At 63.3% G+C, this 21,770-nt stretch carries 21 protein-coding genes; 7 read left to right on the top strand and 14 right to left on the bottom strand.

Going from position 1 to position 21,770, the window contains the following annotated elements:
- Window positions 1–87 precede the first annotated feature (87 nt).
- From RFM40_RS09810 to RFM40_RS09795, 4 genes are all read left to right on the top strand, one after another.
- Window positions 88–1,200, top strand: a complete 1,113-nt coding sequence (locus RFM40_RS09810; RefSeq protein ID WP_320228892.1) for an ABC transporter ATP-binding protein — start codon at window positions 88–90, stop codon at window positions 1,198–1,200.
- Between the two features lie 59 nt (window positions 1,201–1,259).
- Window positions 1,260–2,093 (top strand): ABC transporter permease, encoded by an 834-nt coding sequence (locus tag RFM40_RS09805; RefSeq protein ID WP_320228891.1) that lies wholly within the window; start codon window positions 1,260–1,262, stop codon window positions 2,091–2,093.
- Window positions 2,094–2,175: 82 nt separating this feature from the next.
- A complete protein-coding gene (locus tag RFM40_RS09800; protein WP_320228950.1) occupies window positions 2,176–2,949 on the top strand; it encodes an ABC transporter permease in 774 nt (257 codons plus the stop codon).
- A 48-nt stretch (window positions 2,950–2,997) separates the two neighbouring features.
- Window positions 2,998–4,083, top strand: coding sequence for an extracellular solute-binding protein (locus tag RFM40_RS09795; RefSeq protein WP_320228890.1), 1,086 nt, complete (start codon window positions 2,998–3,000; stop codon window positions 4,081–4,083).
- 143 nt (window positions 4,084–4,226) lie between these two features.
- Here RFM40_RS09795 and RFM40_RS09790 read toward each other — a convergent pair whose 3' ends face one another.
- From RFM40_RS09790 to trbB, 11 genes are read right to left on the bottom strand one after another with little or no spacing between them, the layout of a single operon-like run.
- Window positions 4,227–4,466, bottom strand: a complete 240-nt coding sequence (locus RFM40_RS09790) for a DUF2274 domain-containing protein (RefSeq protein ID WP_320228889.1) — start codon at window positions 4,464–4,466, stop codon at window positions 4,227–4,229.
- Between the two features lies 1 nt (window position 4,467).
- Window positions 4,468–5,616, bottom strand: coding sequence for a TraB/TrbI/VirB10 family type IV secretion system protein (locus RFM40_RS09785; RefSeq protein WP_320228888.1), 1,149 nt, complete (start codon window positions 5,614–5,616; stop codon window positions 4,468–4,470).
- 5 nt (window positions 5,617–5,621) lie between these two features.
- A complete protein-coding gene (gene trbG / locus RFM40_RS09780; RefSeq protein ID WP_320277461.1) occupies window positions 5,622–6,674 on the bottom strand; it encodes a P-type conjugative transfer protein TrbG in 1,053 nt (350 codons plus the stop codon).
- Window positions 6,671–7,360: a conjugal transfer protein TrbF gene (trbF, locus tag RFM40_RS09775; protein WP_320277460.1), complete on the bottom strand. Its 690-nt coding sequence runs from the start codon at window positions 7,358–7,360 to the stop codon at window positions 6,671–6,673. Before trbF ends, trbG begins: the two co-directional genes overlap by 4 nt.
- The gene (trbL, locus tag RFM40_RS09770; protein WP_320228885.1) at window positions 7,360–8,763 is read right to left on the bottom strand and encodes a P-type conjugative transfer protein TrbL; all 1,404 of its coding nucleotides are present in this window, start codon (window positions 8,761–8,763) and stop codon (window positions 7,360–7,362) included. The genes trbF and trbL overlap by 1 nt, the downstream gene beginning before the upstream one ends.
- Window positions 8,760–9,116 (bottom strand): putative entry exclusion protein TrbK-alt, encoded by a 357-nt coding sequence (gene trbK-alt, locus RFM40_RS09765; protein WP_320228884.1) that lies wholly within the window; start codon window positions 9,114–9,116, stop codon window positions 8,760–8,762. Before trbK-alt ends, trbL begins: the two co-directional genes overlap by 4 nt.
- A 13-nt stretch (window positions 9,117–9,129) precedes the next feature.
- Window positions 9,130–9,876 (bottom strand): P-type conjugative transfer protein TrbJ, encoded by a 747-nt coding sequence (trbJ, locus tag RFM40_RS09760; protein ID WP_320228883.1) that lies wholly within the window; start codon window positions 9,874–9,876, stop codon window positions 9,130–9,132.
- Complete coding sequence (gene trbE, locus RFM40_RS09755) at window positions 9,873–12,380, bottom strand: conjugal transfer protein TrbE (RefSeq protein ID WP_320228882.1); 2,508 nt, start codon at window positions 12,378–12,380, stop codon at window positions 9,873–9,875. The genes trbJ and trbE overlap by 4 nt, the downstream gene beginning before the upstream one ends.
- Window positions 12,381–12,390: 10 nt before the next feature.
- Entirely contained in the window at window positions 12,391–12,672 is a 282-nt protein-coding gene (locus tag RFM40_RS09750; protein WP_320228881.1) for a VirB3 family type IV secretion system protein, read from the bottom strand.
- Window positions 12,672–13,004 carry a TrbC/VirB2 family type IV secretion system protein gene (locus RFM40_RS09745; RefSeq protein WP_320228880.1) on the bottom strand — a complete coding sequence of 111 codons (333 nt, stop codon included), beginning with the start codon at window positions 13,002–13,004 and terminating at the stop codon, window positions 12,672–12,674. Before RFM40_RS09745 ends, RFM40_RS09750 begins: the two co-directional genes overlap by 1 nt.
- Window positions 13,005–13,023: 19 nt before the next feature.
- The gene (gene trbB / locus RFM40_RS09740) at window positions 13,024–13,935 is read right to left on the bottom strand and encodes a P-type conjugative transfer ATPase TrbB (RefSeq protein ID WP_320228879.1); all 912 of its coding nucleotides are present in this window, start codon (window positions 13,933–13,935) and stop codon (window positions 13,024–13,026) included.
- A 462-nt stretch (window positions 13,936–14,397) separates the two neighbouring features.
- Here trbB and RFM40_RS09735 point away from each other — a divergent pair, with 462 nt between their 5' ends.
- Complete coding sequence (locus RFM40_RS09735) at window positions 14,398–15,768, top strand: Fic family protein (protein ID WP_320228878.1); 1,371 nt, start codon at window positions 14,398–14,400, stop codon at window positions 15,766–15,768.
- 244 nt (window positions 15,769–16,012) lie between these two features.
- Here the strand turns inward: RFM40_RS09735 and RFM40_RS09730 are convergent, their stop codons facing one another.
- Genes RFM40_RS09730 through RFM40_RS09720 form a run of 3 tightly spaced genes read right to left on the bottom strand, consistent with a single transcriptional unit; the run spans window position 16,013 to window position 20,222 of the window.
- Complete coding sequence (locus RFM40_RS09730) at window positions 16,013–16,468, bottom strand: CopG family transcriptional regulator (protein ID WP_320228877.1); 456 nt, start codon at window positions 16,466–16,468, stop codon at window positions 16,013–16,015.
- Window positions 16,469–16,473: 5 nt separating this feature from the next.
- Window positions 16,474–18,459: a conjugal transfer protein TraG gene (locus tag RFM40_RS09725; protein ID WP_320228876.1), complete on the bottom strand. Its 1,986-nt coding sequence runs from the start codon at window positions 18,457–18,459 to the stop codon at window positions 16,474–16,476.
- 23 nt (window positions 18,460–18,482) lie between these two features.
- Complete coding sequence (locus RFM40_RS09720; protein WP_320228875.1) at window positions 18,483–20,222, bottom strand: relaxase/mobilization nuclease domain-containing protein; 1,740 nt, start codon at window positions 20,220–20,222, stop codon at window positions 18,483–18,485.
- Window positions 20,223–20,481: 259 nt separating this feature from the next.
- On the opposite strand from RFM40_RS09720, the gene tnpA reads away from it, so the two are divergent.
- Window positions 20,482–21,387 (top strand): IS66 family insertion sequence element accessory protein TnpA, encoded by a 906-nt coding sequence (gene tnpA, locus RFM40_RS09715; protein WP_320230368.1) that lies wholly within the window; start codon window positions 20,482–20,484, stop codon window positions 21,385–21,387.
- Window positions 21,384–21,737, top strand: a complete 354-nt coding sequence (gene tnpB / locus RFM40_RS09710) for an IS66 family insertion sequence element accessory protein TnpB (RefSeq protein WP_320230369.1) — start codon at window positions 21,384–21,386, stop codon at window positions 21,735–21,737. Before tnpA ends, tnpB begins: the two co-directional genes overlap by 4 nt.
- Window positions 21,738–21,770 lie beyond the last annotated feature (33 nt).

The raw sequence follows: 21,770 nt of genomic DNA, 5'->3' as shown, positions 1-21,770 counted from the left end.
GGAGGCGCCGGATTGCGGGAATGCCGCGCCCGGAGGGCGGGGCCTGACGCAACGCCGGACGCTGCTCCACCAAGAGAGGAGGCAGCATTGATTGGCCAGGCACTGACCCTTTCCGGACTCCGCAAGAGCTACGGAGATATCGTCGCGGTGAACGAAACCGATCTGGAAATTGAGGCCGGCGAATTCGTCTCCATCGTCGGCCCCTCCGGATCGGGCAAGACGTCACTGTTGACGCTGATCGCCGGCTTTGAGCCTCCCTCCAGCGGGGCAATCCGCATCGGCGACAAAGACATCACCTATCTGCCGCCCTATCGTCGCGACATCGGAATGGTGTTCCAGAAATATGCACTGTTTCCGCACCTGACGGTCCGGCAGAACATCGCCTTTCCGCTCAAAATGCGTCGCAGGGCCGCGAAATCGACGATCGCTGCGCGCGTCGAGGACATGCTCGAGCTGGTCAAGCTGCCGCAGTACGGAGATCGCTATCCAAGCCAACTGTCGGGAGGCCAGCAGCAGCGCGTCGCGGTCGCCCGCGCGCTCGTTTTCGATCCTCCTGTCATCTTGATGGACGAACCGCTTGGAGCGCTCGACAAGAAGCTGCGTGAGGCCATGCAGATCGAGATCAAGCGCATTCAGGAGCGGCTCGGCGCTACGGTCATCTATGTGACGCATGATCAGGAGGAAGCTCTGACGCTGTCGGATCGCGTCGCGGTCATGCATCATGGCTCGTTACAGCAGATTGGAACACCGGCCGAACTCTACCGTCGTCCGAGCAGCGCTTTCGTTGCGGACTTCATCGGAACCATGAACTTTGTGCCGGGCGTTCTCGTCGGCAGCGAAGCCGGCAAGCACGTCATCCAAGTCGCCGAAGGCATCGTGCTGAAAGCGAAAACCGGCGGGAGACGGGCAACCCCATCCAAGGGTAGCGCTGTATGCCTCGCCATCAGGCCCGAGCACATCAAGTTGGCGCCAACGGCGGACAACGCGTCCGGAATGCTGGCCGCCACCGTTGAGGCTTCCATCTTTGTTGGGCCAACACAGATTCTCCTCGTCCGCCCGCAAGCGCTGCAAGAAATTGTGCTGCGTGTTGAGATGCCGGCCGATCAAATAGCCGGCCTCGAACGAGGAGCCCTGGTTGCGGCGGCGCTCGACGAAGCGATGCTGCAAGCGTTTCCGGCAAGGGAAAGGCTCGCCGCATGAGGCAGCCGCAACCCTCCTCACGATCTTCAGGGAAGAAGGATCGGCCGCAAGCTCGCTCAATGCGAAGCTACACCCCTGCGGCATCCTGGGTTCTGCTTGCCCCTACCATCGCGATCCTCGCGATCGGATTTCTCTACCCGCTCTTGAGACTGGTCATGCTCAGTCTCTCGGCAGGTGCGTCGGCCACCTATGGTCGCCTGTTGCGAGAGCCGCTTTATGCGACGGTTCTTGCAAGCAGTATCGTGACTGCCGTTTCGGTTACATTTGCCTGCATTGTTCTGGCCTATCCGGTCGCGCTCGCTATGGCGCGGCTCAAGAAGCGCGCAGCGGCAATCACGACCGCATGTGTTCTCATCCCCCTGTGGACGTCCGTTTTGATCCGGTCCTATGCCTGGATCGTTCTTCTCCAGCGCAATGGCCTCATAAACTCTCTCCTCATCTCGGAAGGGTTGACGCAGGGACCGATCAAGCTGCTTTACACGCAAGGCGCGGTGATCCTTGCAATGACGCACGTCCTGCTGCCCTTTGCCATTCTGCCGATCTTCTCGACCCTTCGGGCAGTACCCAACGATTACGTGCGGGCGGCGCACAATCTAGGGGCCGGCAAGGTCAAGGCCTTCTTTCTTGTGACGCTGCCGCTGAGCCTGCCCGGCGTGTTTGCCGGCGCCATCCTGTGCTTCGTGCTTGCGCTTGGCTTCTACATCACGCCTGCGTTGGTCGGCGGTCCCGAAGCGATGATGATGGCCTCGCTGATCGGCCAGCAGACCACCATTCTGCTCGACTGGCCCTTCGCGGCGGCACTCTCGACCGTTCTGCTGGCCATCACGCTTCTGATCGTCATTGCCTTCCGCAGGTCGCTTTCCTTCAGCAAGGGATTGTCCAGTGTTTATTGACCAGTCGTCCGGGCTGCCTGCATTGCCCGTGAGCGCAGGACGATACCAGCGGACGGCTCCTTTGCGGCTGCGCAGGCTTGCGGTGCTGCTCGGCGGGGGCCTGATCGTCGGCACGGTTTTGTTTTTCCTTGTTCTGCCGACGCTGCTCATCGTGCCGATGTCGCTCAGCCAGACCGACTATCTGCAGTTTCCGCCGCGCGGGTTGACCTTGGATTGGTACCGGAGGTTCTTTAGCGATCCCGACTGGATGGCTGCGACATGGTTCAGCTTCAAGATAGCCATCGCGACCACGCTCAGCGCCACGGTCGTCGGAACGATGACGTCGCTAGCGCTCGTCCGAGGGAACCTTCCCTTCAAGAACACGCTGCTCGCGATGTCTCTTGGCCCGATGATCGTCCCGCACATCGTCTTGGGTGTCGCCCTTTACCTGGTCTTTTCGCCCCTCCAACTCACAGGAAGCTTTGCCGGTTTTCTGGTGGCTCACACCGTTCTTGCAGTTCCCTATGTGGTGATCACCGTCAGCGCGTCGCTGCAGCGATTTGATCCGACGCTGGAGCTCGCCGCATTGAGCTGCGGAGCCACCCGTATTCAGGCGTTCTTTCGGATTGTCTTGCCCAACATCGCGCCTGGCATCTTCGCAGCTTCGGTCTTTGCTTTCCTGGCGTCCTTCGACGAAGCGACCGTGGCCTTCTTCATCTCGGACATCAACGGCACATCCATCGGCCGAAAGATGTTCGAGGACATCGACTTCAACCTCACGCCTGTGATTGCGGCTGCATCGACGACCTTCGTTGGGCTTTCTCTGCTGCTCATGGCGCTGGCGCACATGTTTGGCCAGCCGAATGACGGGCGCTAACGCCCGATCCAATCGGAAAACATCCAATCAAAAAGGGAGAACCGCACCATGTCATCCACCTGGATTCGCTTGTCTGCCATCCGGCTCCGGCTGCCGATATGTGCCTTCGCATGCCTGATACCGCTTGCCGTGTCCCTGAATTCGGCATCGGCCACAGAACAGGTGGTCATCGCCTCAACAGGAGGTGCCTATGACCGGGCGCTGAAGGCGGCCTGGTTTGATCCCTTCACCAAGGAGACCGGCATCGAGGTCGTGATCGTCGTTGCCACCAACGCCGAGATGCGCGCCAAGGCGAGCGCGATGGTGAAAGCCGGAAATGTCACCTGGGACCTTTATCTCGATGGGGAAATCCAGGCCGCTTCCGAAGCGCATCGTCAGGCGACCGAGGATCTGAGTGGGTTCTGCCAGCAATTCGCGAACCGAAAGGACCTCAGTCCAAACGCATGCGCGCCCGGCGGCGCGCTGCTGCAATCGACTGCCACGCTGCTCGCCTATCGGATCGGCAACGCGGGCGATCCAGTTCCCGAAACCTGGGCGGACATGTGGGACACTAAGAAGTTTCCGGGCGGACGGGCCTTTCCGAACTTCGATGATCCCTGGCGCGTCATGGCGGCCGCGCTCCTGGCAGACGGCGTCGCCAAGGACAAATTGTTCCCGCTCGATGTCGACCGCGCGCTGGCCAAGCTTGATCAGATTCGACCGGCGATCACGCTGTGGTGGAAGACCGGCGATCAAAGCGTGCAAGGCTTCCGCAACGAGGAGTATTCGCTGGGCCAGATCTGGCTGACGCGGGCAAAGGCGATGCAAACCGAGGGCCTGCCGATTGCATGGTCCAGCAAGGCGTCGTTCCTGGTCGGCGATCGTATTTTGCTCATCAAAGGCGCACCCCATCGCGAGTATGCACTCAAGCTGATCGCGTTCTGGCTCAACTCGCCAAAGGCACAGGCGCAGGCCTGCGAGGTTCTGTCCTGCACGCCGCCAAGCAGTGAAGCCATTTCGTTGATGTCGGATCAGGCGCGCAAGACGATGCCAGGTGCTGACGATATCCGCAATTCGATTGTCGTGCCCGACGCTGAATGGATCAACGCGAATGCAGCCATGCTCCTGGAACGTTGGAACAACTGGATCCGATAGCTGGGCGTCCAAGTCACCAATCATAATCCGCCGATGGGTCTCGCCGACAAGAGCCTCAAAATCCGGCGCCGGGAGCGGCGCCGGAAAATGCAATCGCCTTTCCGATTCAGCTTCGCCTGAGCAACGGCAGCAACCTGCAGGCATCAGCCCTTTGGGCTTGAACCTCCCCCTGTGCGCTTCGCCTTCGTAAAGGCCCGATCCGTAGCAATGAACCGTTGCAGCATGGGGACGATCAGGCGCACGGGATCTGCGGGAGGATTCCCCGCCTCGCGGCCGAGGATCTCGGCGTAGTCCTTGAGATCGCGATGAAGTGCCGCTGGCAGTTCCACCGTCACCTTGACTGGCTTGTCGTCCGCAATCGGACCGAGTTTCAACTTTGCCATTTCAGCCTCCATACGGCTCAAGCGCGAGATCGCGCGTAACGAGAACGCGCACGGGGAAACCCGGGCGGACGGTCAGCGTCGGTGCGATGTCGAGCTGGCGTTGGACGACCTGTTGACCGACCTGGCTGATGCTGTCGGAAGCGCCGCGGCGCAGCGCCCGCACGATGTCGCTCTCCTGGCCCGATGAGCCCGCCTCAGCGCCGACACTGAGCAGGGTGGAAAGCGCAGCCGCCTTGAACAACTCGCCCCAGTGGTAGTCGACGCCGTCTTCCAGGCCCGCATAGCCTTGGCCATCGGCGCCAGGCTGATGCTCCAGGACTATGGAGCGGCCGTTGGGGAAGATCAGTCTGCTCCAGACAAGCAGCACCCGGCGTTGCCCGAATCCGACATGATTGTCGTACTGGCCAACGATGCGGGTGCCCTGCGGTACGAGCAGGATGCGGCCGGTCGGGCTGTCGTAGATATTCTCTGTCACCTGCGCGGTGATCTGACCTGGCAGATCGGAGCGAATGCCGGTGATGAGCGCAGCCGGGATGACCGCTCCAGCCTGAAGCACATAAGGCGATACCGGTGGCATGACGCGATCTGGCGCCACAGTGCGCCGATCGACGGCCACGTTGAGGAAGGCAAGCTGGCGGTCCCGTGCCGTTGGCTGGCCGGCAAGGCCGAGGTCGGGATTGGCAAGGTCCGGCGCTGTGCGTCCAGCCGTTTCGGCGGCTGCTGTCGCACGAGCACCAGACTGAAAGAACACGCTCGACGTTCTGGCCGCCTCCTCTTCCGCTCGCCGGCGTTGTTCCCCTTCGTCAATCGCGGCTGCCGCAACAATCGGCGGCACGACGGGCTGTCCCTTGTTCTGGGCATCGAGGATCGGCCGGCCGAGATCGCCAGGCAGCGGCGGCCCGAGGACCGGGCCAGTGTAGTCGCGCGGCAGACCGGCGAGACCATCGGCGGTTTGCCGATTGTCGGTCGAGTAAAGCTCTTCACCGCTAGTATCTCCGTCGCGGACCTGGAGGGCGTATATCAGCGCGCCGCCGACACCGAGCGACGCGACAAGGCCGATACCGGCGAGCACCTTGCGCGACAGGCGGGTGACCCGCGGTGGTTCGGCGCGAAGCCGCATCGGTGCAGCGGCGGTTTCTTTCTCGGTCATCAGCCCTATCCTCCCCTCTGACTGGGGGTGATCATGGTTTTCGAACCTGCCCTGGACCTTGGCATCCAAGTCAATTGACCGGTCCTCGTCCCATCGATGCGCACGATCCTGACGGTCTGTTGCCGCTTGCCGCTGCCAAGGCGCAATTCCGCCGCGCCGAAGAGGCGGTCGACGATCAGGATGTTTTGGTGGACCCGGCTGTTGACGATCTGGGGTTCGCGGTCGGGGCCGATGACGAAAATGGGCGGCATCTCGCCCTGTACGATCCCACGAGGAAACTCGACATAAACATGCCGGCCATCGTCATAGACGCTGATCGGCATCCACGGTGGCGTATCGCCGGTGAGGCCGTAGCGGTAGTTCCGCACGGCGACGGCCGGGATGACCGGCGTAGCGGGAACCGCCTGCCGCCGTCCGGACGGCGGCGCCGGATAGGCCCATGCCACGGCCGGCATATAAGGTTTCTCGCCTGCGCGCAGCTCGACCATGTAGGTGCGCCGATCAGTCGAGATGACGAGATTGGTGGTGATATCGGCACGCGAGGGCTTCACCAGCACATGGACACGCCGGGTGACACCCGATCCGCTTTCGGTGTCGCCGATGATCCAGCGGGCTGTGTCACCGGCCGCGATCGGCCCCGTGCCGGTCAGGCTTTCACCTGGCTCAAGCGCGATGTCGGTGATCTGCCCAGGCGCTGCATAGACCTGATAGAGCGCCCCTTCGCTCCAGGGAAAAATCTGGATTGCGTTGTAGTAGCCTTCACGTCGTGGCTGGACACGGGCGGCCGCATTGGCGTTCTCGACGCGCGCGAGCGGCGTTATGGCGGCGGTGCCACCGCGAGCCGGCGCCCAGGACGGTGGGGTGTGCAGCGGCTTTGGCCTCTCATCTGTCACGGCAGTAGGGATGGCCGGCAGCGGCGGCACGCTGGCGTCGTATGTGATCTGCGGTGGCTTCTGCGGCGTGGCGCAGCCGGCGAGAACTGTTGCCGAGAATAGTCCTGCCATGAGCGCAGATTTGCGGAAAGCTGAGATGGCGACAACTCGCGATGCCAGGCTCATTGGCCCATCTCCCGGGACCAATTGATGGCGTTGACGTAGATGCCGAGCGGATTGGCCCGAAGCCGTTCGGCGTCCCGCGGCGGCTGGAGCACGATCGTCAGGATCGCTGTCCATCGCTCGGTGGTGGAGAGCTGGCCGTTTTCGTAGCGACGCTCGGTCCAGGCGACGCGAAAGGAGTCGGCAGAGGCGCGGATCACTGAGGAGACTTCGACCGCGACCTGCTGCTTGCCGACCTTGGAGAAAGGCTCGTTCGCGCGAGCATAGTCATTGAGCGCGGCAGCGCCCTGGTCGGTGGTCCACTCTTTGGCGCGTAGCCAATTTTGGCGCACGATGATCGGATCGGCGGCAATCGAGCGAACCTGCTCGACGAAGCGGGCGAGATGCCACGCGATTTGCGGATCGGTCGGGCGATAGTCGGAGACGGCGGGCGCAACGGCTGCCGCGGCGCCGAGCTTGTCGACTTCGACGACCCAGGGCACGATGGTGCCTTGCGTCGATTGCCAGACGAGCGCGGAAGCGAACCCACCGGCGAGCAGGAGTGAGCCGAAGGCCATGAGCCGCCAATTCCTCGCCTGCACACGGGCGGAGCCGATCCGGTCGTCCCAAACCTGTGCTGCCTTCTGGTATGGGGTTTCCGGTTCTGGCGTGCGGGAATAGCGCACGGAGGGTCGTCGGAACAAGTTCATCAGCGATCATCCTGCTTGAGATTGACGGACATCGAGCCGCCGCCGTGGTCACCGGAGCGGACGGTATGAGCCGCGGTGCTGACGCCGTGATTGACGGTGCTGCCGCGCTTCATGCGCTTGGCCCATTCGGGCGGGGACTGCTGCGCGACGAAGCCAGAGCCGGTGGGAGTACCCGCGCCGGCGGCCGCGGTAGGTGAACCACCGGAGACCGCATCGCTGGCGGCGTCGGCGTGGCCTGGATCGACCTCGTTCTTGCCGCCGGTCGCCATCCATGCGGCGGCCTGTCCCGAACGGTAGCTGGAGCGCATGGATTGAGAGGCGCGTACTGCGGCTTGCCTGCCCCGGTTGAGAACAAGGCCGGCCCCAGCCTGGGCGACACCAGCGAACGCGGCAGCGCCGCCGCCAGTCCCGGTCGTTCCTACCGAAGCATCGGCAAGGCCGTAGGCGGTCCGCACTCCGCCCGCCAGAGCAGCACCGCCGCGCGCCGCGCTGCCGACCGCGCTTGTGGCCATGCCGATGCCGGCGCGGGCGCCCATGTAGCCGGCAGCGCCCAGGCCAGCGGCGGCAAGACCGGTTCCAACCGCCGAACCTGCGCCGAGTTGCGGTGCGCCGGAGACAAGCCCCGTCGCGATGCCGGGACCGAAGATCGACAGGCCCATCAAGGCCAGCGCGCCCAGAACGAGCGACAGCGCGTCGGTGATGGAAGGCTGGTTGCCGCCGAAGCCGGCGGTGAACTGGTTGAACAGACCCGAGCCAATGCCGACGATGACGGCGAGCACCAGTATCTTGACGCCGGAGGCGAAGATGTTGCCGAGCACCTTTTCGGCGAGGAATGCCGTCTTGTTGAACAGCGCAAAGGGGATCAGCACGAAGCCGGCAAGCGTGGTCAGCTTGAACTCGATCAGCGTGACGAAGATCTGAACCGCGAGAATGAAGAACGCGGCCAGCACGATCGCCCAGGCGGTCATGAGCACGACGATCTGGACAAAATTCTCGAAGAAGGAGACGTAGCCCATCAACTCGCCGGCGGCGTTCAAGATGGGATTGCCGGCGTCGATGCCCACCTGCGCCACGCGACCCGGTTGAAGGAGTGCTGAGCCGGAAAGCGAGGAGCCGCCGGCCTTGAGGCCAAGCCCGGAAAAACTCTCGAAGACGATGCCGGCGAGACGATTGAAGTTGCCGATGACGAAGGCGAAGAAGCCAATATAGATTGTCTTTTTGACGAGCCGCTGGAGCACGTCCCCGTCGCCGCCCCAGGCCCAGAACAGTCCGGCCAGCGTGATATCGATCACGATCAGAGTGGAGCTGAGAAACGCCACATCTGCGCCCAGCAGCCCGAAGCCGGAATCGATGTAGCGGGTGAACGTCTCCAGGAACTGGTCGATGATCCCTGTATTGTTCATGGCGACACCGGCTGGCTGACAAGCGGGTCGGCCGGTTTCTGCGGTATGCTCGTGCTGCCGTCGTCGCCAAAGCGCTCGGGCGCCGGCATGACCGGGCGATTGGAGCCGTCAAGGCCGAGGAATCGGCCCCGACCTTCGGCCCACGCCCTTTTGCAGCCGTCATTGTCGATGGCCGCCATCCCGAGATCTCGGCAACGGGCAAGTTCGACGTTTGCAGGGTCGCCGCCCGGATGACGCAGGCTGTGGGAGGCGGCATCCTCCGTGCCGTGGCCTCGCAGCGCCATGATGGCGGCAGTCATGGCGGCGATAAGGGCAAGCACGGCAAGCATCCGGGCGGCGATCTTCATGTCCATGGTGGCGCGTCGCTCAGTCGTGGAACATCTTGACTGAGGCCGGGCTGTAGCTGTTGCCCGCCATGAAGCGGCTGAACTGCTCGCGCGCCTGTTCCTGGGCAGCGGCACGCCGCGCGGACTCCAATGCGTTGGCGCGCCCCTGCGCGGCCAGCATCGCCGTGAGGTCGGCAATCTGACTTGTCTGCACGGCAAGCAGCTGATTGCCGGCCTGCGTTGCCTGCAGCACGCCAACGGCCGCCTGGCTGGCGTCGACCAGCGACGTGGTCTGCTGGCGCGTACCCTCGATATTGCCGACGGCGACCGCACCGGTCTTCAGCGCGTCCTCGAAGGCCGAGACGGAACCCTGCCAGCGCTCCCGGGCGCCGTCGACCAACTGTCGGTCGGTGAGGTTTGACCCAAAGTTCTGGTAGGTGTCCTTGAACTGCTGATCGATGTCCTGGACGTTGTAAGCGAGCCTTTGCGCTTGCCCTAGCAGACCCTTCATCTCGGCGAAATTGCCCTCGATGCGGCCGAGCATCGAAGTCGGCAGTGAGGTGAGGTTCCTCGCCTGGTTGATCAGCATCTGCGCCTCGTTTCGAAGCGAGGCGACCTGATTGTTGATCTGCTCCAGCGCACGCGAGGCCGAGAGCAGGTTTTCGGCATAATTCCTGGGATCGAAGACGATCAGCGCGGAAGCCGGCTGCACGGAAAGGGCGGTGCCGGCAATGATTGCCGCCAAGGCCAAACGGCAGATGCGAATACGGCCGGGAATGGGTCTCATGGTGAGGACTCCTTTGCGGACTGGTCGATGACGTTGGTGAGATCGGGAACGAGGTCGGCGGCCCATGCGAGGCCGCGATGCGTGAGCCAGGCCCCAAGGAAGTGTTCGCGGGGCGCCTCGGTGAGGATATGTTCGATCGCTGCCTGGTCGGTTTTCGACGATGCCGCGCAAAGCGCCAGCGCGATCGGACCGAGCCCCAACTCGAAGAGACGGTTACCGCGCCGCGACTGACAGTAGTAGTCGCGCTTTGGTATGGCCCGCGCAAGGATCTCGATCTGGCGGTCGTTTAGGCCGAAGCGCCGATAGATCGCCGCGATCTGCGGCTCGATCGCACGCTCGTTGGGCAGGAACAGTCGCGTCGGGCAGCTCTCGACGATGGCCGGGGCGATTTTGCTGCCGTCGATGTCCGACAGCGACTGGGTGGCGAAGATGACGGAAGCGTTCTTCTTCCTCAGCGTCTTCAGCCATTCGCGGAGCTGGCCCGCGAAACTGCCGTCGTCCAGGGCGAGCCAACCCTCGTCGATGATGAGCAAGGTCGGGCGGCCGTCCATCCGCTGCTCGATGCGATGGAAGAGATAGCCGAGCACGGCGGGAGCGGCCGCCGTGCCGATCAGACCCTCGGTCTCGAAGGCCTGGACGGACGCCTTGCCCAGATGCTCATGCTCGGCGTCGAGCAGCCGGCCATAGGGCCCGCCGATGCAGTAAGGCTTCAGCGCCTGCTTCAGCGCCGACGATTGCAGAAGAACGGACAGACCCGTCAGCGTCCGCTCTTCGACTGGCGCGGATGAGAGCGAGGTCAGCGCCGACCAGAGGTGCTCTTTGATGTCTGGAGTGGCAACAACGCCCTCGCGTGCGAGGATGTCGACCAGCCAGTCTGCGGCCCAGGCACGCTCCGGTGTATGATTTATGCCAGCGAGTGGCTGGAGAGAAACGGGATTTGCATCACCAGCGAGGTCGGAGAGCGCGAGCCCGATCAGCGGATCATCTTCGTCGCGATGGCGCACCGCATTGCCGCCAAGATCCTGCCATTCGCCGCCCATGGCGAGCGTCGCCGCGCGGATCGAGCCGCCGAAGTCGAAGGCGAAGATCTGATTGTTTCCATAGCGGCGGAACTGCAGCGCCATCAGCGCAAGCAGCACTGATTTGCCGGTGCCGGTCGGTCCGACGACAAGCGTGTGTCCAACATCGCCGACATGGAGCGACAACCGGAACGGGGTCGAGCCTTCGGTCTTGCCGTAAAGCAAGGGGGGCGCACCGAAGTGCTCGTCCCGTTCCGGCCCCGCCCACACCGCAGACAGCGGAATCATGTGGGCGAGATTGAGCGTCGAGATGGGTGGCTGGCGGACATTGGCGTAGGCATGTCCAGGCAACGAGCCGAGCCAGGCGTCGACGCCATTGACGGTTTCGACCATGGCCGTGAAGTCGCGGCCCTGAATGACTTTCTCGACGAGGCGCAGCTTCTCTTGCGCCAGACCAGGATCGACATCCCAGACCGTGAGGGTCGCGGTGGCGTAGGCCATGCCCGCCACGTCGGCACCGAGTTCCTGCAAGGCCATGTCGGCGTCAGCCGCCTTGTTGGTGGCGTCCGTGTCCACGAGCGCGGACGCCTCGTTCGTCATGACCTCTTTCAGTATCGCCGCGATCGACTTGCGCTTGGCGAACCATTGCCGCCGGATCTTCGTTAGCAGCTTCGTCGCATCGGTCTTGTCGAGCAGGATCGCGCGCGTCGACCATCGATAGGGAAAGGCGAGCCGGTTCAGGTCATCGAGCAGGCCGGGCGTCGTTGCGGTTGGAAAGCCGACGATGGTGAGCACGCGAAGATGCTGGTCGCCAAGGCGCGGCTCCAGCCCTCCGGTCAGCGGTTGATCGGCCAGCAGCGCGTCGAGATAGATAGGCGTCTCGGGAACGCGGACGCGGTGGCGCTTGGTCGAGACGGTGGAATGCAGATAGGTCAGCGTCTCGCTATCATCGAGCCACTGGCATTCCGGCATGAATCCGTCGAGCAGCGCGAGCATACGATCCGTGCGGTCGATAAAGGCGCGCAGGATTTCGTAAGGGTCGACGCCTGACCATTCGCGCCCTTCGTAAATCCACGTTTCCGCGCGTGCGGCTTCTTCTGCCTGCGGCAGAAAGAGGAAGGTGAGGAAATAGCTTGAAACGAAATGGACGCCTTCCTCTTCGAAGTCGGCCTTGCGCTCAGCATCGACCAGGCCGGAAGCCGGATCGGGAAACTTACTCGAAGGATAGGTCGCTGCCTCGTGACGCTGCGCCTCGACGAAGATGCTCCAGCCGGACCCCAGGCGACGGAAGGCGCTGTTGAGGCGTGAGGCGACGCCGACCAGCTCGGCAGCGACGGCGGAATCGAGATCTGGACCGCGGAACTTCGCCGTACGCTGGAACGAGCCATCCTTGTTGAGCACGACACCCGGAGCAATGAGCGCCACCCAGGGCAGATAGTCGGCGAGGCGGCTGGCGGTACGGCGATATTCGGCGAGGTTCATCATGGCACCATCCTCAGACCGTCAGATGACCTGGAATGCGAAGGTGCCTACGCCCGACCTCCACAAAGAGCGGATCGCGCTTGGCCGCCCAGACCGCAGCGAAATGCCCGATCGCCCAGACGGCGATACCGAGCAGCCAGAGGCGCAGGCCCAGGCCGATGGCTCCGGCCAGCGTCCCGTTCACGATCGCGATGGAGCGGGGTGCGCCACCGAGCAGGATGTGTTCGGTGAGCGCCCTGTGGACCGGGACAGCGAAGCCCGGCACAGCGTCGAGCTGTTCGAGAGCCGACGCCATCAAATGAGCGCCCCACCGCCGAACGAGAAGAACGAGAGGAAGAAGCTTGATGCCGCGAAGGCGATCGATAGGCCAAAGACGATCTGGATCAGGCGCCGGAAGCCACCAGAACTGTCGCCGAAGGCCAGCGTCAGGCCGGTCACGATGATGATGATGACCGCGATGATCTTGGAGACCGGACCTTCGATCGACTGGAGGATTTTTTGAAGCGGCTCTTCCCACGGCATGGATGAGCCGGCGGCATGGGCGGCCGGGGCGAGCATGAGGCTGATGGAAAGGGTGGTGGAGGCGGTAGCCATGTGACGGTAGCCACGAGCAAGTGTGTGGATCATGAATGGTCTCCTGTGTTGTTTAGGTGGCTTGGGAGATGCGGTAGTCGCCGCCAGGGCCGAGGCCTTCGACTCGGGCGAGCTCGACGAGCCGCCGCGCGGAGCCGCGCCCCGAGAGGACGGCGACGAGGTCGATAGTTTCGGCGATCAACGCGCGCGGAACGGTGACGACAGCTTCCTGGATGAGCTGCTCGAGCCGGCGCAGCGCTCCGATGCCGGAGCCGGCATGGATGGTGCCGATGCCGCCGGGATGTCCGGTGCCCCATGCCTTGAGCAGGTCGAGTGCTTCCGAGCCACGAACTTCGCCGATCGGGATACGGTCTGGCCTCAGGCGCAGTGAGGACCGGACCAGATCGGAGAGCGTCGCCACATCTTCCTTGGTGCGCATGGCAACGAGGTTAGGTGCCGCACATTGCAGCTCGCGCGTGTCCTCGATGATGACGACGCGATCCGCCCCCTTCGCCACTTCAGCGAGCAGGGCATTGGTAAGCGTCGTCTTACCGGTTGACGTGCCGCCGGCGACAAGGATATTCGCGCGGGCGGTGACAGCGGTGCGCAGAGTCGCCGCCTGATCGGCGCTCATGATGTCCGCGGACACATAATCGTCGAGCGTGAAGATAGCGACGGCGGGTTTGCGGATCGCGAAAGCCGGCGCGGCAACCACTGGCGGTAACAGCCCTTCGAAGCGCTCACCAGTTTCCGGCAGCTCAGCCGAGACGCGCGGAGCGCGCGAATGCACCTCGGCGCCGACATGGTGTGCGACCAGACGGATAATGCGCTCGCCATCGGCGGCAGAGAGCGCCTCCCCCGTCTCGGCCAGACCTTCGGAGAGCCGATCCACCCAGATTCGGCCATCCGGGTTCAGCATCACTTCGACGATTGCGGGATCGTCCAGGAACCGGGTGATGGCAGCTCCGAGCGCCGTACGCAGCATGCGCGAACTGCGCGCGCGTCCTTCCGTGTTGTTGTGCGAAACCACCGTCTTTTCCCCGTCTCGGTCGGGGACAACTCAGACGGTCCCCGGTCGGGGATGATTAAAAGAGCCCGAAATCAGGCTGCTTCAACAAGTTTCGGCCGTCGTAGCAATGTGGCGTACAAATACAGGAGAACGGCGGAGGCACCGATCGGCCCTGATCGGAACTTCAATTCGGGACGGCGTCCAGGATCTTCGAATCCGTCGACTTGAGAGCTGCCTTAAATGGATAGGACTTTGTCAACTTGCCTGGCCACCAGCCGGGCTGGTCCCGGCTCCCTCCGCGCAGCTAAAATGGCCTTACGCGCAAGCATAGTTGCGCATAAGCTGGAAAATTGCGCGTAGGTGTGATTAAATTGCGCATAGAGGCATCACGCGCAACAAAACAGAAAGTCCATGGCAAGGCGTATTCTGGAAGAGGACTTGCAGGCCATCGAGGAGGCCGTGCGGCGCCAGGAGGACGGGGCGGCGGCGCAGCAGATTGCCGATTCGCTGCAGGAGCTGCCGCCGCGCCGCACGCTGCAGTACCGCCTCAAGTACCTGGTTGATCATCACCGCCTGATCATGGAAGGCGATGGCCGCTGGGCACGCTATCGGCTGCCACAACTCCAGGCCGTCGCCGGCACGGCTGCCGGACGCGCCGATCGGAGAGCCGAAGGCGAAGCCTTCCTGCCGCTCTCGAAACCCGGCGCCGAGATTCAGGCCTATGTCCGCAAGCCGCCCGAGGCGCGCAAGCCGGTCGGCTACAATCGCGATTTTCTCGACGAGTACCGACCCAATGAGACCTTCTATCTGACGCCGGCGGAACGGGCGCACCTGCGCGAGGTGGGCACGCCCACTATCGCCGCGCAGCCCGCTGGCACCTACGCCAAGCAAATATTGAACAGGCTGCTGATCGACTTGTCCTGGAATTCGAGCCGCCTTGAGGGGAACACCTATTCGCTGCTCGACACCAAGCGCCTCATCGATCTTGGCGAGGAGGCGGAAGGCAAGGAGCGGCTTGAGACGCAGATGATCCTCAACCACAAGGACGCCATCGAATTCCTTGTCGGCACCGCGGAGGAGGTTGGCTTCAACCGATACACGATACTCAATCTCCACGCGCTGCTTGCAAACAACTTGCTCGCCGATCCCAACGCTGCGGGCAGGTTGCGCCGCATAGCCGTCGGCATCGAGCGTTCGGCTTTCCATCCGCTCGAAGTACCGCAGCTCATCGAAGAGTGTTTCGACCAGACACTTGCGACAGCCGCGGCGATTACCGACCCGTTCGAGCAGGCGTTCTTCGTGATGGTGCAGCTTCCGTATTTGCAGCCGTTCGATGACGTGAACAAACGCGTGTCCCGGCTGTCGGCAAACATCCCCCTGATCAAGGACAATCTCTCGCCGCTCTCGTTCGAAGGCGTGCCGCGCGGTACCTATACCGATGCGGTTTTGAGCGTCTATGAACTCAACAGGACCGAACTGATGCGCGACGTATTTATCTGGGCCTACGAGCGTTCCGCCGCGCGCTATGCCGCCGTTCGGCAGTCGCTGGGCGAGCCCGATCCTTTCAGGCTGCGGCACCGGGCGGCACTCCGCGAGGTTGTCGGCGCGGTCGTTCGCGGGCGGATGGATAAGAAGCAAGCCACGAAGCATATCAGCGCCTGGACAAGTGAGCATATCGATCCGCCCGAGCGCGAGCGCTTTCGCGAAACGGCAGAAAGCGAGCTTCTCAGCCTGCATGAAGGCAACTTCGCGCGCTATCAGATCAAGCCGTCCGAGTTCGCCGCATGGCGGCAGGCCTGGGGGCGGTAAGCGCTTTTCCCGCCTGCCGGCGTCACCGATCAGCTTGGGTCCGACAGCGCCATGTGCCGCACTCCGGCGATCATAGCGCAGCACAATTACCTAATACGCGATCAGCGCGAAAACCTAATAAGAGCGCAACGGCGCTTTGGTAGTTCGTAAGATGACCTCCACCGCCTGGAAGGTCAGCGTTTCGCTTGGAGCAGCACCTCACAGCGACAGGGTTCAATTTTGCAACAGTCCCAGCTTCCTGCTGCTACAATCTGGCTGGGGACGGCACTCCGTTGTCCCCCGTCGGATTGATATCCTCCGAAATCTCCTGCCGCAGTTTAGGCCCCTTCGCCAGGCGCCGGCCGAGCGCTGTGACAAAGGCCTCGTAGCGTTCGCCGGCCTTGGCACGCGCTGCTTGCGCCGTCGGCTCCGGCAAGGCGGGAGTGGTCGCAAGCCAGAAGCGGACGAACACCGCCAGAGTCTCGACCGCGATCCCGATATCGCGCTCCTGCCTGGCCAGGCGCCGGTCGATCTGGTCAAGGCGTTTGGCGATCGCCGCCTCCCGTCGCTCATCTGCATCCGGCGACAGGAACGAAGCGATCGCGGCTTCAGCAATCATGGACTGGGATTGATCCCGCCGCGCCGCATAGTCGGCAAGCATCCTCATGATTGTTTGATCGAGATAGACGGAGATCTGCGCTTTCTTCTTTCGACCGATCATTGCGCCTACAACTCCATGCCATCGTTGGGGTCGAGAGAGACCTGCCGCGCGACGCCCTGCATGAGGCGGGCGAGGCGACGATTGCGGACAGCATCATCGTCTCCATTATCGTCGGTCGGGTCGAGCTCGAACTCATTCTCGATCGGAGCCGTCTTCTCAACCGGCAGCACTCGGTTGAGTTCGGGTTGTTGGCGTCGCTCGGATTCGGTCGGATCGTCATTACCCTCGCGCGGCGCGGGAGTTTCGACGACCTCGGGTCGTGTCAGGACCGGCAACCGGCTCCAGTCGTCAGGACGAGACTTTGCGGATCGGGTCAGCTCGGGCGGCGAAAGGATGCGTTCCCTGAAGCGGACATCTTCGTAGTAACGCGCCTTCTTCGCCTTGATCGGCGGCGTGCCCGCCACCATGACGATCTCGTCGGTCGCTGGAAGCTGCATGATCTCGCCAGGCGTCAGCAATTGGCGGGCTGTCTCTTGCCGAGACACCATCAGATGCCCGAGCCAGGGCGAGAGCCGGTGGCCGGCATAGTTCTTCATCGCCCGCATCTCGGTTGCCGTGCCCAGCGCGTCGGACACGCGTTTGGCGGTCCTTTCGTCGTTGGTGGCAAAGCTTACGCGGACATGGCAGTTGTCGAGGATCGAGTTGTTCGGGCCGTAGGCCTTCTCGATCTGGTTCAGCGACTGCGCAATGAGGAAGCTCTTCAGGCCATAACCAGCCATGAAGGCGAGCGCGCTCTCAAAGAAGTCGAGGCGGCCGAGCGCGGGAAATTCGTCGAGCATGAGCAGGAACCGATGCCGATGACCCTTTGCCCGGAGGTCCTCGGTCAGTCGACGCCCAATCTGATTGAGGATAAGGCGAATGAGCGGCTTGGTCCGATTGATGTCGGACGGCGGCACGACGAGATAAAGCGTTGCCGGTCGCTCGCCGCCCACGATGTCGGAGATCCGCCAGTCGCAATGCCGGGTCACCTCGGCAACTACCGGATCCCGGTAGAGGCCGAGGAAGGACATTGCGGTAGAGAGCACGCCGGACCTCTCGTTATCGGACTTGTTGAGCAGTTCGCGCGCGGCGCTGGCGATGACCGGATGCGGGCCGCTCGGCCCAAGATGCTCGGTCTTCATCATCGCAGCCAGCGTCGACTCGATCGGGCGCTTAGGATCGGAGAGGAAGGCGGCCACGCCAGCAAGGGTCTTGTTCTCCTCGGCATAGAGGACGTGCAGGATCGCGCCGACCAGCAACGCGTGGCTGGTCTTTTCCCAATGGTTCCGCTTCTCGAGACTCCCTTCCGGGTCGACCAGGATGTCGGCGATGTTCTGGACGTCGCGGACCTCCCATTCGCCGCGACGGACTTCCAGCAGGGGATTGTAGGCGGACGATTTCGAATTGGTCGGATCGAAGAGCAGAACGCGGCCGTGCAGAGCGCGGAAACCCGCGGTGAGCTGCCAATTCTCGCCCTTGATGTCGTGGACGATCGCAGAGCCCGGCCAGGTCAGCAGAGAAGGTACCACCAGGCCGACGCCCTTGCCGGATCGCGTCGGGGCGAAGCAAAGCACATGCTCAGGTCCATCGTGTCGAAGGTAGTCGTCCCCGTAGCGCCCAAGCACCACACCGTCGAGGCCGAGCAGGCCTGCCGCCCCCACCTCCTTCTTCTGAGCCCAGCGCGCCGAACCATAGGTCGCGACGTTCTTTGCTTCGCGCGCCCGCCACACCGACATGCCGATTGCAACGATGATCGACAAGAACCCGCCGGACACTGCGATCAATCCGCCTTCCACGAAGATGTCCGGAGCGTAGGCGTCGTAGAAGTACCACCACCAGAACAGGGCTGGCGGGTAGTAGACGGGCAAGCCGGCGAGCTCGAACCAGGGTGGACCGAGCTCAGCCTGGAAGCCGAGCTTCCATGCGGTCCATTGCGTGGCCACCCAGGTCGTCAGCAGGACGATTAGGAAGACGGTGAGGATCTGCCCCCAGAGGATTTTCGTGGCTGACATCGCATCATCCTTTCTTCCTGTTGTCAGAGGCCGAGCCCGCGCTTGCGGGCAAAACTCCAGTCGACGCCACCGGCATCTTTGGCGACACCGGATACATGCCGGCCGAGATGCTTTTCGATGGAGGGCGACCAGGGCACGAGCTGGAAGCCTAAGCCATCGTCGATCATCGCAAAGCGGCCAGAGGCAAGGACAAGGCGCTGGCGATAGATACCTGCGACATGATCTCCGCCGGCGGCGCGATTGAAGGGCTGGCCGGCCTCGGCGGCGAGCTTCTCGCCAAGTGCATCGAGTTCGCGGCGGCGAAGCGTATCGATAAGATTGCGAGTGAATACGACCCGCCTTCCTTGGCGCTCTGCGAGTCCCTGTTCGACGAGATGTTCGGCGCGGGCGTTCATAGCCTCTCGCACTGTGGCGCCGAAGCCGCCGTCTGAGAGGGAGGCAGGCTCTCGCGCGATGTTCTGCCGATCGAGCCAGGTCGGCCCCGTCGCCGTGATCTGTCGATCGATATCGAGGTCGGAGCGCACTGCGAGCGCGACCCGACGTTGGCCCCGGGCATCATCGAACTTGCGCAGCTCGACGATTGATCCTGGCGCGCTGTCGCCAGCCGCTTCCAGATCGGAAAGCCTGATGTAATGGGTGCGTCCATCGACGCCGTCGACCACGGCATAGGCAGTGCCGCTAAGCTCGTCATCGAGCCGGCGCTCGACCAGTCGGCCGATGATGGGCATGTCGAGGCTTTCGGCAGCGAGCACGTAGCTTGCCGAGCCGCGCTCGATGCCTCGCTCACTCAGCGCGCGGTGCATGCGCTTGATGATGTCGCCGCGCTCTCCGAGCTCGCGAAGCGTCGTCTCAGCCTTGTCGTCAATCACCCACTGGCCAGGCCCGACCTGATCGGCAAGACCAAGAGCTTCGAGCTTGCGCAGACGGCCGACCTTTAACGCATGATACTCGTCCGGTTGCCTATCGCGATTTGGGGCGAGATCGATGATGCCGGCGTTGCGGGCGTCGCGGAGCAACTGGCGATCGAGTTGCGTCCAGCGCTCGGACTGGATCTGGCTTTCGAGGGTGCGACGGATGTCGAGATCGGTGCGCGGCCCCAACTCCTGGGTGATCAGATCACGAGCCCGGTCGCGGATCCCTTCCTTGATGTAGTCGCGCGTGATGACCAGATCCTGGCCGTCGTCGCGGACGCCGCGCACGATGAGATGAATATGCGGATGCTCGGTGTTCCAGTGATCGACCGCCACCCAGTCGAGCTTGGTGTCGAGATCCGTTTCCATCTGACTGACCAGATCGCGCGTGAAGGACTTGAGGTCCGTCATCTCGAGGGCGTCGTCCGGCGAGACGATGAAGCGGAAATGATGACGGTCGTCCTCGGCGCGCGCGGCGAAGGCCGCGCCGTCGGCGTCCTCCGTTCCCGACCCGAACAACCGCGCCTTTTCCCCATCCCGGGTCACGCCTTCGCGCCGCAAATAATTCAGGTGTGTGCCGAGCGGAGCCGTGCGCACGGAATGACGGACAACGCGTGCCTTCACGATGGCGCCGCGGGACCGTGACGTGATGAGGCGGTTGGCCTGGATGCTGGCACGCTGACCGTGACCAAACCGGGATCGATTGCGGGGAACGATCCGGCCCGCGCGCGAGATGCCGCCGCCGGCCTTTTTCGCCGCGGCTAATGCCTGGGCGACGAAGGGACGCGCAGCTTGAGCCCGGGTCGAGCGGATGCGGCCGGGCCGAATGCGAAACTCGCGCTCATAAGTCATCCCGGTGTCCCACGAATGTGGAAAAGAGGAAGCAGATACAAGGCTTTGGGCATTCGCCGCACATTGCGCAGAATGACAGCAATGTGCGAAGCGCACCGGAAAGCCGGGCAAAAACCACCAACCGACCGGCGCGCAATGTGCGGGCTTTTATCCTGCCATCGTCCGGTCGTGTGCGTAACCGTCCGGTCCCTGCACATATTCGGTGTAGTGCAATCTCGCGCCATGTCGGGTTCCTTCTTGTCGAGGAGGATGTTCTTCGATGGCGCCTCGCCGCTCCTGGGACAAAGCTGACAACCCCTACTGGCGCACGCATGTCGGCAGCTGGTTTCGGAGCTCTCTGGAGGCGGAGGAGTACTGCCGCCGGCACAAGCTTTCGACGCTGACCTTCGAGCTTTGGGCGCGCCACCTGCTGACGCCCAAAGACCTGCGTAAGCGTGCGGAATATCTGCGAGAATTGCACAAGGAGAAGCAGAAGAAGCGCGCCAGGCGGGCGCCTCGGCGGAAGCAAAACACGCCGCCTCGCCGCCGCTACGGCGCGCGCACAGACCGCGGTCCGATCGCGCTGCACGCGTTCTGGGGAATGCATGTAGAGGCGATGAATTGGAGCGGCATGGGGCTGGCCGAGTACGCGGCAGCGCTCGATCTTTCGCCGCATGCGCTGCGCAGATGGCGCGACCGGTTCGAGGAATCCGGCACTGAAATGGACTGGCGAACGCTTCTTCATCCGAGTACCCGAGCCCAATTAAGCAGCGCTGCTAATTGCGTGCGGCGTAAATACCGCTTGACGCCCGGCGCTGCGGACGGTCGCTCGAACCGGCGCAGCTTCACCGACGAGCAGAAGCGGGCGATCGTTGCGGAGACCGAGAGGCCCGGCATGGCAGTGGCGCAGGTCTGCCGCCGCCATGGCATTGCCACCAGCATGGCATTCCGCTGGCGCGAAGAGTTCGGCCTGACCGCCCGCAAGGCGCCGCAACTGGCGATGGTCGCGCTCGCCGACGGCATGGCGGATGAGCTGCCGGCACTCGCGGCCCTGCGCGGTCTCGTGCAGCCGCCGGACGGCATGGTGGCGATCGAGTTGGATGATGGACGGCGCGTGTTTGCGCCAGCCGGCACCACCGCGGCTGCGGTAAAGCGGCAGCTGACAGCCAAGGAGAAGGCATCATGATCGTCGTTCCGGCCGGTGTGAAAGTGCATCTGGCATTGGGTCACACCGACATGCGCAAAGGTCTCGACGGCCTCGCGACGCTGATCCAGGAACACCTCAAGAAGGACCCGTTCTCGGGCCATCTGTTCGTCTTCCGCGGCAAGAATGCATCGCTGCTGAAGATCCTGTTCTGGGATGGAACGGGGCTGTGCCTGTTCACCAAGCGCATGGACCACGGACAGTTCATGTGGCCGCGCCTGGCCGAGCCCGGCGGCTCGGTGGCACTGTCGCCGGCGCAACTCGCCATGCTCATCGAAGGCATCGACTGGCGTGCGCCGGAGCGCTTCTGGCGACCGCTTCTGGCCGGCTGAAAAGCGCACCAAATCTGCAACGAAGCGAGCAAA

It is taken from the genome of Mesorhizobium captivum (assembly GCF_033977165.1).
In the GTDB taxonomy this organism is placed as follows: Bacteria; Pseudomonadota; Alphaproteobacteria; order Rhizobiales; family Rhizobiaceae; genus Mesorhizobium; species Mesorhizobium captivum.
The sequence above is the reverse complement of the archived record's forward strand: the minus strand, read 5'-3'. Positions and strand labels throughout refer to the sequence as shown.